The organism is Pseudoalteromonas sp. S3776 (genome assembly GCF_005886915.1).
Taxonomy (GTDB): domain Bacteria; phylum Pseudomonadota; class Gammaproteobacteria; order Enterobacterales; family Alteromonadaceae; genus Pseudoalteromonas.
In genome coordinates this window covers 1-11,874 of record NZ_PNCU01000079.1, presented here as the reverse complement: position 1 = coordinate 11,874, position 11,874 = coordinate 1, and the positions used below count along the sequence as shown (strand labels likewise).

Here is an 11,874-nt window from a genome sequence, read left to right as displayed (position 1 = left end):
GGGAGCCGAATTTAAAACGACTACCTTTGCTGGCTAGTGGAGAGCTGAGACCGACGAGCTATCCATTTCACTGAAGTTTAGGCATAAAAAAACACTCATATAGAGTGTCGATTCATTCTAACTTTTTATTTCAGTGGTTGCGGGAGCCGGATTTGAACCGACGACCTTCGGGTTATGAGCCCGACGAGCTACCAGGCTGCTCCATCCCGCGCCTGAAATATGCATACTTATTTAGCGTTGCTTACATTACAACGTGGCTGTCAACTTCCTAAAGGAAATTGGTTGCGGGAGCCAGATTTAAAACGACTACCTTTGCTGGCTAATGAAGAGCTGAGACCGACAAGCTTTTCTTTAACTAACATTTTACAGTAACCTCAAACCCCTAAAGGAAATTGGTTGCGGGAGCCGGATTTGAACCGACGACCTTCGGGTTATGAGCCCGACGAGCTACCAGGCTGCTCCATCCCGCGCCTGTATATTTTAAGTCTATCGACTACTTAATTTAATCTCTTAAGTTAGAGTTTACAGTAACCTCAAACCCATAAAGGAAATTGGTTGCGGGAGCCGGATTTGAACCGACGACCTTCGGGTTATGAGCCCGACGAGCTACCAGGCTGCTCCATCCCGCGCCTGTAATTTCTTTGAAATAGTTTCGTGTTAATAACAAGCCTGTTTCGAAGAGAGCGCTATAATATAGGAATAAACTTATATTGCAAGGCTTTCACTCGTTAATTGCGTTCAACCGAACAAAAAGCAATCAAACCACTCTTTAAATCGCTATCTTTGATGCGGGCTTATCATTTTTTGAAACTCCCAATCTGGGTGTCCCATCACAATAAAATCTGGATTTTCGGTGCTCTCACGCTGGTTATATGTAAGCGGGTTAAACTCTGCATCGGTAATACACCCACCCGCCTCTTCTACAATAACTTGTGACGCGCCGGTATCCCACTCGCCAGTAGGGCCAATTCGTAAGAAGCAGTCGGCTTTACCCTCGGCAACAATACATGCTTTTAGCGAGCACGAGCCTACAGCAATAGTGGCAAATTGCGTATTTAAATACTGACTGACCGCTTCAATTTTTTGTCTACGGCTTACTGCTAGCGTTAGGTTATCGGGTGTTGCTACCGACATTTTTGTATCGCTACCATTTTCTCGTTTAAATGCCCCCTGATTAGCAGTAGCAAAGTAAGTAATGCCTTTTGCTGGCCAGTGGATCACACCTAAAACGGGATGGTTATTTTCAATAAGCGCAATATTAACGGCAAAGTCACCACTTTCTAAAATAAACTCGCCCGTGCCGTCCATCGGATCTAATAACCAGTAGCGTTGCCAATCTTGTCTTTGGGCAAGTGCCGGAATAGGTGTCTCTTCTGACATAATAGGAATCTCGGGCGCAAGGTCTTTTAAACCAGCAACGAGCACATCGTTAGACGCTAAGTCTGCTTTTGTGACGGGCGTAGCGTCTGACTTTTCTTGTTGGCCAATATCATCTTTTTTATAAATAGCCATAATGGCATCGCCTGCTCGTTGTGCAAGCTCTATACAAGGCTCTAGTAGTTTATTCATTTGCAGCTCCAGACGCTAAATACTTATTTAATAATAACAAAGCGGCAACACTGCGAGCTTCGGTAAAATCGTCTTGCTCTAATAATGACTGCCAATCTGTTAATGGCCACTTAACAACCACTAGCGGTTCAGGCTCATCTCCTTCCAACGTTTGCGGGTATAGTTGCTTAGCAAATAAAATATGCATAGTTGCGTTAAAGTAACTTGGCGCCATTGATACAACTTTTAATGGCTCAAAAAATTCGGCGCCAAAACCCACTTCTTCTTTAAGCTCTCTGTTTGCAGCTTGTTGGGGCGTTTCGCCTGGGTCTATTAAGCCTTTAGGAAAACCTAATTGGTAGTCGTTCGTGCCTGCACAATATTCACGTACCAGTAGCATTTCGTTGTCCGCAGTTATTGGCACAATCATTACAGCCCCACGGCCACCGCCACGTATTCGCTCATACTGGCGCTCTTCGTCATTAGAAAACTTAAGCTCTAATGATTCAACAGTAAATAAACGGCTTTTAGCAACTATATTATTACTAATAATTTGCGGTGGAGTTGGGTGCTTTTTCTGTGTCATTGGCGTTATTTTGCTATCATGGCAGTTGTGCTTAATCATAAACTTTTCACAAGGAAAAGCCCATGCTAAATTGGTCAAAAATCGATACCGTTTTACTCGATATGGACGGAACATTACTCGATTTACATTTCGATAGTCATTTTTGGCTTAATGTTGTTCCTGAGCAACTTGCACTCACTCGCAATATAACCCTTGATGAAGCGAAAGCCGATATGCACAAGCGCTACCAAGCGGTAAGTGGCCAAATACAGTGGTATTGTTTAGATTATTGGGAAGAACAGTTAAAGTTGCCGATAATGGAACTAAAACGTCAAACCCAACACCTAATAAAAGTACGCGAAGATGTACCTCACTTTTTAACCGAGCTAAAAAAAGCAGGTAAAGAGCTGATTTTGTTAACTAACGCTCACCCAGAAAATGTAATGCTTAAATTTGAGCACACCGCGATAGATAATTATTTAGATGGCGTGGTGTCGACCCACCAATACGGCGTGAGTAAAGAGCAGCAAAGTTTGTGGCATCAAGTACAAAAAGACTTAGGGTTTAATAAGCAGCGCACTTTGTTTGTTGATGACAGTGTGCCTGTTTTAAATGCAGCCCGAGAATACGGCATTGAACATTTACTTGCGGTTGCTAACCCTGATAGTAAGCAACCACATAATGTAATAGCCGATTACTTAAACGTAACCGACTACCGCACTATTATATAATTAGCTTTTTGGGTAACGAGCTTCCAAACCTTGGTATACTAACTTTGCAAAGTCGGCATGTTCGGTATCAAGGCTTTTTACGACTTCAACCAAATGCTCGTTATCTTCTTGACCGTTCCACACTTTAATGTAGCTGCCATCTTTGTAGCCATGATCTTGGCGGAAAAAGTTTAAGGTATTTTTACCTACGTAACCTCGGTATAAATCGTCTATATTCATACCAATTTGCGCCATACAGCCTGCAAATGCAGCGGCGTTAAAGGTTTTATCAGCAACGGCTGATGCTGCTAATATTTCAAGTGTTTGTTTAAAGTCATCAGCTTGCTCAGGCGCATTAAGTTGCTGCTCTAACTGCTTTGCTAACGCTTCATAACTTGTAGTGCCGTCTATTCTTAGCGATAAACCAAAGTGAAATATATCAACCAATTCTAAAATGACTTGCTCAGTATCTGGGGTTTGCTTTTTCCACCACTTCCAACCGTAGTGGTCTAGCATTTCTGCACACTCTACCCAAATGGCTCTATACCACTCAAAACCTTGGCTAAACCATTGCTCATGAACCTTAGTATTCATGGCATTTTGCATTTCTAGCATAACGACTAGCTTATTTAAATTGGCAGACATATTCATTCCTGACGTTTTTGATTGGTGTAATAGTACAGATAAAAAAAGCGCAATGCATCAGCACTATTTTAATAATTCTGGTTTTACTTTGAGCCGCTAAAATCAGCCCAAGATTCAATTAAATCTATAAAATCTTCAAAGCCACAACCACTCACTAGGCCATTTTCTTCAAGCATTAAGTCATCATCTTGATAGGCAACTAAGTCTTCACTGTCTTGGTGTAGGGCATGGGCTTCAAATAAGGCTTCGTCTTTAGAGAGTATTAAGTCTATTTCTTGGCCTTTTAACGTTATTGGCTCGTAGCTTGTTTTAACTGAGTTGATAAGTGCTTGTACCATCGCCACTTTTTCTTTGCCAATTTCTTCATTTAACCAGCGGCCAATTAGGGCATGCTCGCTGCTTATTTTAATGCGCAGCCCGCTAATAGGGTCGCGTATAAATTGATATTCCATAATTTTTACTTGTAAAACGCTAATGCACTAATTATACCCATAAATAGCCCTGAACACTGCCCCTAAAACGCAAAATAGCGCCAATGGGCGCTATTTAAATAGGTGGCATAAAAGCTAACTTCGCGATCTAAAACGTGCAGCATCTATAATCGACCATAAATAAATAATAGGCACCAGTACAAAGCCTACCAATACATAAATAAGTGCGTAACTAATTATAATAGCTAGCGCAAAGAAGATAGCAGCTAAAATACGCCCTTGTACCAGTTGCCCTAAACCAGGAAAAAATATATTACACAACGCCGCAATTACATTACCGCCAGAACCTTGATCAGCCATACTCACCTCTGTAGTTAATTAATTTTAAATTTTAGTTATTTACTTACTATCACACTTTATGCCAATTTTTTAAAGCTTAAAAATCAATTAGTTAAACTAGCATAAAATAACTGATTTAGTCTTTTTTACTAAATATAGGTCAATTTGATTATTTTTATTCTTAATTACAGTTACTTAACAGCATGAATAAACAGTTAAGCAACTAGTTTTACAAGTATTTTTAGAATAGCTGTTCATAAAAACAGTATTTTATTTAGCCTAACAAAAACACCTGTTATACTCCCTCTCATTATTGATTGAAAAGGCGTAACGATGGACGTTTCTGAATTACTCGATGGCTTAAATGACAAACAACGCGATGCCGTTGCAGCCCCACTACAAAACATGCTGGTATTAGCAGGTGCTGGTTCGGGTAAAACACGTGTTTTAGTTCATCGTATCGCATGGTTAATGCAGGTTGAGCAAGCTTCTGCTTATAGTATTTTTGCGGTTACCTTTACTAATAAAGCCGCTAAAGAAATGCGCACCCGTGTTGAAGAAACCCTAAAAGCCCCCGTGGGAGGCATGTGGATTGGTACATTCCATGGTTTATCACACCGTATTTTGCGCGCTCATCATCGTGAAGCAAACCTACCAGAAGCCTTTCAAATTTTAGACTCTGACGATCAGCTAAGAATGATCAAGCGCTTATTAAAATCAATGAATATTGATGATAAAAAATGGCCAGCTAAACAATTTGGCTGGTATATCAGCGCTAAGAAAGATGAAGCCCTGCGTCCTAAAGATATTCAAGCCTACGATATAAACGAGCAAATGATGCTGCGTGTATATGCAGCCTATCAAGAAGCATGTGACCGCGCTGGTTTAGTCGATTTTGCAGAAATACTGCTACGTAGCTACGAGGTTCTTAAAAATAACCCTACGCTACTTCGCCATTACCAGCAGCGCTTTGCCCACATGCTGGTAGACGAATTCCAAGATACCAATACCATTCAATACGCATGGTTAAAGCTACTTGCAGGCGATACGCAAAGCATTATGATTGTAGGCGACGATGACCAAAGTATTTACGGTTGGCGCGGCGCTAAAATAGAAAATATAAAGCGTTTTTTAACCGATTTTGATGCTGAAACTATTCGCCTTGAGCAAAACTATCGCTCAACCGCAACCATTCTAAAAGCATCTAATGCGCTTATAAAAAACAATGCAGAGCGCATGGGTAAAAGCTTGTGGACCGATGGCAACGAAGGCGAGCCTATATCAATTTATGCAGCCTTTAACGAGCTAGACGAAGCCCGCTTTGTAAGTAGTAAGCTACGCAGCTGGTTAAATGCCGGTAATGCGCTGCAAGACGCCGCCATTTTATACCGTAGCAACGCGCAATCTCGTGTACTCGAGGAAGCCATGCTTCAAGAAGGCTTAAAATACCGTATTTACGGCGGTATGCGTTTCTTCGAACGTCAAGAAATTAAAGACGCGCTATCGTACTTACGATTGGTAGGAAACCGCCAAGACGACGCCGCATTTGAGCGTGTAATTAACACCCCTGCGCGCGGTATTGGCGATAAAACACTTAGCCATATACGCGACTGTGCGCGTGCTGAGTCGCTGCCTCTTTGGTACGCTGCTAAAGCAATTGTTGAACAACAGCATTTATCGGGTCGTGCGGCAAGCGCTGTTACAAAGTTTGTAGAGTTGGTAGAACACATAGAAGATAAAATCAGCGACCTGACACTACAAGAGCAAGCCAAGTACACTATTCAAACGTCTGGTTTAATGGCTATGTATCAGGCTGAAAAAGGCGAAAAAGGCCGCGCTCGCGTAGAAAACTTAGAAGAGCTTATCAGTGCATGCGATCAGTACGAGCTCCCTGAAGAAGAAGAGTTTAGCTCACCACTACAGGGCTTTTTAGCCTACACCTCACTTGAATCTGGTGAAGGCCAAGCGGATGAGCACGAAGACGCTGTACAAATGATGACTCTTCACTCTGCTAAAGGATTAGAGTTTCCACTTGTGTTTATGGTGGGCGTTGAAGAAGGTATGTTCCCATCGCAGCAAAGTAATGAAGAATCAGGGCGCTTAGAAGAAGAACGCCGCCTCTGTTACGTGGGTATGACCCGTGCAATGGACAAGCTTTACATAAGCCATGCCGAAAGCCGCCGTTTATACGGCCAAGAAAAGTACCATAGCCCATCACGATTTTTACGCGAAATACCCGAAGACTGCGTAGAAGAAATTCGTATTAAAACGCAGGTATCGCGACCACCTGCTGCAGGGCGCTTTAGCGCGTCAGTAAGCCATGCAGCTTTTGAAGAAAGTGGGTTTAACTTAGGTCAACGTGTACTGCACGCTAAATTTGGTATTGGCACTGTGCTAAATTACGAAGGCAGTGGCGCACAATCGCGTGTACAAGTTAACTTTGACGACCTTGGCAGCAAATGGCTAGTGACCGCATATGCACGACTTCAAGCTGTATAAGCACTATGTTGAACAATTAACACAGCAACTAACTGACGCAAAACATCGTCAGTTAGTACTTATTACAGGCCAAGCCGCTTGGTGCTACGAGCTACTAAGCGCATTAACAGACTCAGATAATGTAAAGCTGCTGTCAAACAGCGGCATTGCTAATTCAAGTTGGCCTGAGCATACCCATGAACTACTTGGGCAAGAGTTTATTCATGCCGTTTATGATGGCTATAGTGGCATTTACCCCGATAAACTTGCTGCCCTTGCCGGTACCATAAAAGCAGGCGGTTTGTTATTTTTATTACTGCCTGACTTACAACGTTTAGCCTCTTGGCAAGACCCTGCACTTAAAAGCGTGCAATCTCATGGAAGTAGTAATCGGCAAAGCTATTTTAATTTACGTTTTTCTCGCCTTTTACAAACGCTACCCGTCATACACTTTGATGAACACACTGACTTTAAACAGCCGCCGATCAAAAGCAATGTAACAAATAAAATTGAGTATCAGGCGCAGCAACAATGCGTTGAACAAATAATTAAGGTGGCCACAGGCCGCGCGAACAGGCCTTTAATTATTAATGCCGACAGAGGGCGCGGAAAATCAGCCGCGCTTGGTCTGGCAGCCGCAGCATTACATGATAAAAAAATCATTGTATGCGCAACACAATTCAGAGCCACCCATAGCTGTTTTAAGCATTTAGCTAAAACCTTACAGGTTGAATACAAGGCTCAGCAAAAACATTTAACTAATTTACAGTACATGGCCCCAGATGCACTGCTTAATCAGTTGCCGCCTTGTGATCTATTACTGGTCGATGAAGCCGCCGCAATCCCTGTACCACTACTATTAGCCATGTTAAAGCACTACCCGCGTATAGTCTTTGCAAGCACCTTGGTAGGTTACGAGGGTAATGGCCGAGGCTATACCATTCGTTTTACGCAACATATAAAAGCAAATTACAAAGCGGCAAAAGTTGTAAACTTAGAAGACCCTATACGTTTTGCTAAGGGCGACCCTCTTGAGCAACAGGTACGCACACTCTTTGCTTTAGATGCACAATATAACGAATACCCGCCCGCATTAAGTAGCATTGAGCACGTTGAAGTCACTCAACAGCAACTCGTTGACAATGAGCCTTTACTGCAGCAAATAGTTGCGCTGCTCGCACTTGCCCATTATCAAAGCAGTGTTAACGATTTACGCCACTTTCTTGATGCCCCAGCGCAAAGACTGTTTATTAGTAGATGCCAGATGCATGTTGTGGGAGTGTGTTTAATAGCCGTTGAAGGCGGTATGGATGCAGAGTTAGCTAAGCAAGTAATCAGTGGTGAGCGGCGCCCACAAGGGCATTTAATGGCACAATTACTCGCGCAATTAAGCGCACAGCCAAGCTATTTAACAAAACAAAGCGCACGCGTTATTCGTATAGCTGTTGCACCTAACCTGCATCGACAAGGCGTAGGTAAAGCATTACTAGCGCATTGCCAGCATCAGCTAACACCCACCTGTAGTTATATAGGTGCAAGTTTTGGGGCTACAGCCGGGCTTTTACATTTTTGGCAATCTCAAGGCTTTAGTACTGTTAAGCTAGGTTATCAGCGAGATAAAAGCACCGGTGAGCACTCAGCCCTTGTTGTTAAAGCATTAGACACATCCCCGCAGGGCTTACATACCTTAACTCAGCAATTTAAAAGTGATTTGTTTTATGGTTTATTAACGCACTTTAGCCAGCTCGACAGTGAGTTAGTCAGTGAGCTAATAAGTAAATTTAGCGATGAATCTAGCGTGCCCAGCCCACCTATAAACACTCCAATTAGTACAATAAATCGCTTTAATACCGCGCCAAAACTATGGTATTTATTTAACCACTCACCGTCCTGCCTAATGGCAACTAAAAGTGAAGTTCGCCACTTGCTGATACAAATGGTATTACAAAACCACAATAATGAGCAGCTAATCAAACAACACCGCTTAAGTGGGAAAAAAGCATTAGAGCAACAATTTAAACTCGCTGTTAAATCACTAATTAAAAAACCACCCAACCTTTAAGCTATTTATCTATTTTGTTCTATCCTTAAAGCATTACAAGGCAATTAAAGATAAAGGTATGGAATTCATAAACTTTCAAGTGGGCTGTAAAACCATTTCACTTAAAATTCTCGATATTTTACTCACCGAGCGGTTTGATAATAACCTCACTACATTGCCAAATAACAATAAGAGCTTTATTGGTGTAAAAGACTACATGGAAACACCTACGCCAGTGTTCGACCTAGGTGTTATTTTAAATGGCAGCTCTACAGAGCAAAGTAATAAAAAAGCACTTAATGAGCTAAGAACCTGGCAAACCTCGCTTAATGATTGGTTTAGCCAATTTGAAAAAAGCATCGCGCAGCATAGCCAGATAATAACGAACGATAAAACTCAGCTGCACAACATCGCCGTATTTTATAAAGAGTTTAAAACCGACAACAGTGACCTAAAAACTATCATAGAAAAACTTGATGAGCCTTTTCAAGCGCTAGTTACAACAACAGATCAGGCAGTTAGTGCTCATAGCGAGCAAGACTATAAACAAGCCAGTAAATATGTAGCGAGTATAAAGCGCAACAGCTTCATGCAATTGCAACGACTGTTTGATGCGGCAAAAGAGCAAATAACACTCGACTATAAACCTATTATTGTTTTTACTACTAAAGACGGGCTCAACCCACATATCGGGTTACTAGTAGATAAAGTAGAGGACAATATAGATTATAAAAAAGAAGACATTAAGCCACTCGATAAATTAACCGAAGTAGGCTTTGATATAGACCCGCAAACCAAAGGTATGATGCGAGGGCTAATAAAGCTAGCCGAAAAACACAGTGTTTTAATAGACCCTAGCGCAATATTTAGACCTGATCATTTAGCACAAGAGAAAGACGAAGAAACACAAGCGTATGGTTTATTCTAAAAATAAAAAGCCGAGAAGATTCTCGGCTAATTAACTTATAGCAACACTTTATACAGTAGCAATAATATCTTCAACTGATAAACGCGCTTTAGGTTTGCCAAAGTTCCAGTCTTCTTCTTCAACAGGGTAACCCATTGCAAGTGCCACTTCACAAATATGGCCATCTAGCTCTTCGCTAAACTTCTCGCCAATTAACTCTGGGTCAACACCTTCCATGGGTGTAGATGCAATATTTAAACGCGCCAGTGTATGCATAATGTTACCCAGTGCTAGGTAAACTTGTGCTTTAGTCCAGCTGCCATTATAGCCATTTTCATCTGTATTCATTTCTGCAAAAGCATAAGCACCCATAAAGCTCTCACGTAACTCTACTGGTAAATGACCAGAGCTCACTTCGACATCCACACGTTTAACAAACTTCTCCTTAGTAAATTTAGGATCATAAGCTAATAACAGCGTATGCGATGCTTCTTTTGCATGAAGTTGATTGAATTGATGCTTGTTAGCAAATGTATCGTATAAACGCTGCTTTGCTTCGTCACTTTCTACCAATACAAACTTCCAAGGTTGAGAGTTGATCGAAGAAGCAGACAAGCGAATAGCTTCTTTAATTACGTCAATATCTGCTGATGAAATACGTTTGTTCACATCGTACTTTTTAGCCGTATAACGGTTATGTAAGTCTTTAATAATCTGATGAGACATGCTTTTCTCCACTTTGTGAGGTGTGTAAATACAAGATGGAGCAAGTCTATAGTACTTGATGCCAATTGATAATTAGCAGAATAGTTAAAAGACTTTCTAAAAAAAATTGATAATAGACCAAACCCATATCATTTTGGGTAACAGTTTTATTGCTGCGGGTAACCCTGCTCGTGAAATAAGGACACTGTAATTATAATCGACGCTTTTTAGCATCGGCATTAGCTCGATCGACCTATATGATGAGCTTAAATAAATATGTATCACATGTACGAACTGGCTTTCCTGCACTCGTAAAAAAGCCAACTATTACTAGTCGGAGTACTGGTTGACGCTGTGCAGCTGATAGCTAATACCATTCCGCATAAAGATTAAATCAATTTAATCCATTCCCGATTGCACATTTTCTTCACTCGATCTGGTATCGAAATAAAGTGATTCCATGCCTTTGAAACCTCATCGACAATTTCGTCATAGCCCGAAAACACTCTATTGGATAAACAATGTTGTCGTATCCAGCTCCATACTTGCTCTATTGGATTTAGCTCGGGTGAATAAGGTGGAAGCTTTATCAGGGTTAGGTTTTTAAATTCTGCAGCTGTATCGTATGTGTGCCAGCCTGCGCCATCTATTATCACTACAGCATGCCTTCCAACAGGTGTCGCGTCTGATATCTGGCTCAGGTGCTGCGTCATTGCTTCTTTATTTACAAATGGGCTTACTAACGCTTCTGTCTGGCCTGTGGCTGGACATACCGCGCCAAATAAGTATCCATAGTCAAATTGCTGTTGTTTTACAATCCGTGGCCGAGTGCCTGTTTCAGCCCAAATACGCGTAGTCGGATTTTGCTGGCCAAATCGTGCTTCATCCTGAAACCATACGTCGATACGATCAAGAGGAAGGTGCCCTGGTGTGTGAAGGATCGTTTCCAGTTGGAAGTTTTTTAAAAGCTTCTTGGCTCTGTAATGATTGTTTTGGGTGTTTAGAGCGACTTGTGATCCAACTAAAGCCAAGGTGCTTTAGAATTTTATAGACATGATTTAAGTGGTAATGAACGCCAAATTCAGTGCTAATGTAATGCACAATGTCTTCACCAGTAAGGCGGCCGCCTTGAAGTTCTGTATAAGTGCGCTTTATAAATTCAGACAGCTGTTCAAGTTGTTGCTGTTGCAATCTTGATGGGCGTCCTTGAATAGGCTTATTGTCTAAACCATCCAGCCCATGCTCTAGATAACTAGAAACCCATTTATTAACACTACTTCGTGCTGTGTTAAGACGTTTTGCAATATCGGTTCTGCTATTACCCTCATAAAATAATGACACTGCGAGCAATCGCATGCGCTTTCGTGCGTTTGGTTCTTTTCGTGAAAGCGCCAAAAGTTGTTCAGATATATTTGGGTTCAATGTTATTAATCGGTGATTTTATATAGCCTATATTAGATCAGATATTTAAGCGGAATGGTATAACGGCTGATAGCTACTATTTT

General features: G+C 41.6%; 11 protein-coding genes and 3 tRNA genes. 4 read left to right on the top strand and 10 right to left on the bottom strand.

Annotated elements, in window-relative coordinates; all coding sequences use genetic code 11:
* Positions 1-134: 134 nt before the first annotated feature.
* From CWC16_RS19165 to nudE, 5 genes are all read right to left on the bottom strand, one after another.
* A tRNA-Met gene (locus CWC16_RS19165) sits at positions 135-211 on the bottom strand.
* 182 nt (positions 212-393) lie between these two features.
* Positions 394-470, bottom strand: a tRNA-Met gene (locus tag CWC16_RS19160).
* An 82-nt stretch (positions 471-552) separates the two neighbouring features.
* Positions 553-629, bottom strand: a tRNA-Met gene (locus CWC16_RS19155).
* A gap of 148 nt (positions 630-777) precedes the next feature.
* Positions 778-1,569, bottom strand: a complete 792-nt coding sequence (gene cysQ / locus CWC16_RS19150) for a 3'(2'),5'-bisphosphate nucleotidase CysQ (RefSeq protein WP_055016896.1) — start codon at positions 1,567-1,569, stop codon at positions 778-780.
* On the bottom strand, positions 1,562-2,134 hold the full coding sequence (nudE, locus tag CWC16_RS19145) for an ADP compounds hydrolase NudE (protein WP_138542677.1): 573 nt from the start codon (positions 2,132-2,134) through the stop codon (positions 1,562-1,564). Before nudE ends, cysQ begins: the two co-directional genes overlap by 8 nt.
* A gap of 62 nt (positions 2,135-2,196) precedes the next feature.
* Here nudE and yrfG point away from each other — a divergent pair, with 62 nt between their 5' ends.
* Positions 2,197-2,844 carry a GMP/IMP nucleotidase gene (gene yrfG, locus CWC16_RS19140; protein ID WP_138542676.1) on the top strand — a complete coding sequence of 216 codons (648 nt, stop codon included), beginning with the start codon at positions 2,197-2,199 and terminating at the stop codon, positions 2,842-2,844.
* Here yrfG and CWC16_RS19135 read toward each other — a convergent pair whose 3' ends face one another.
* The 3 genes from CWC16_RS19135 to CWC16_RS19125 all read right to left on the bottom strand — a co-directional run bounded on the left by CWC16_RS19135 (position 2,845) and on the right by CWC16_RS19125 (position 4,259).
* Positions 2,845-3,468 carry a dUTP diphosphatase gene (locus CWC16_RS19135; RefSeq protein WP_138542675.1) on the bottom strand — a complete coding sequence of 208 codons (624 nt, stop codon included), beginning with the start codon at positions 3,466-3,468 and terminating at the stop codon, positions 2,845-2,847.
* A gap of 83 nt (positions 3,469-3,551) precedes the next feature.
* Positions 3,552-3,920 (bottom strand): YacL family protein, encoded by a 369-nt coding sequence (locus CWC16_RS19130; protein ID WP_055016899.1) that lies wholly within the window; start codon positions 3,918-3,920, stop codon positions 3,552-3,554.
* Positions 3,921-4,034: 114 nt separating this feature from the next.
* Entirely contained in the window at positions 4,035-4,259 is a 225-nt protein-coding gene (locus CWC16_RS19125) for a hypothetical protein (protein WP_004588664.1), read from the bottom strand.
* Positions 4,260-4,571: 312 nt separating this feature from the next.
* On the opposite strand from CWC16_RS19125, the gene uvrD reads away from it, so the two are divergent.
* From uvrD to CWC16_RS19110, 3 genes are read left to right on the top strand one after another with little or no spacing between them, the layout of a single operon-like run.
* Positions 4,572-6,737 (top strand): DNA helicase II, encoded by a 2,166-nt coding sequence (gene uvrD, locus CWC16_RS19120; RefSeq protein WP_138542674.1) that lies wholly within the window; start codon positions 4,572-4,574, stop codon positions 6,735-6,737.
* Positions 6,715-8,778 (top strand): tRNA(Met) cytidine acetyltransferase TmcA domain-containing protein, encoded by a 2,064-nt coding sequence (locus CWC16_RS19115; protein ID WP_138542673.1) that lies wholly within the window; start codon positions 6,715-6,717, stop codon positions 8,776-8,778. Before uvrD ends, CWC16_RS19115 begins: the two co-directional genes overlap by 23 nt.
* Positions 8,779-8,836: 58 nt before the next feature.
* Positions 8,837-9,685: a chemotaxis protein gene (locus CWC16_RS19110; RefSeq protein ID WP_138542672.1), complete on the top strand. Its 849-nt coding sequence runs from the start codon at positions 8,837-8,839 to the stop codon at positions 9,683-9,685.
* Between the two features lie 48 nt (positions 9,686-9,733).
* On the opposite strand, the gene CWC16_RS19105 is transcribed toward CWC16_RS19110, so the two are convergent.
* Positions 9,734-10,390, bottom strand: a complete 657-nt coding sequence (locus CWC16_RS19105) for an NAD(P)H-dependent oxidoreductase (RefSeq protein ID WP_138542671.1) — start codon at positions 10,388-10,390, stop codon at positions 9,734-9,736.
* 368 nt (positions 10,391-10,758) lie between these two features.
* Positions 10,759-11,725 (bottom strand): IS630 family transposase gene (locus tag CWC16_RS19100; RefSeq protein WP_502705080.1). Its coding sequence is split into 2 segments (ribosomal slippage): positions 10,759-11,325 and positions 11,327-11,725, totalling 966 coding nucleotides; the frame shifts between segments, so codons are not numbered across the junction.
* Between the last annotated feature and the right edge of the window lie 149 nt (positions 11,726-11,874).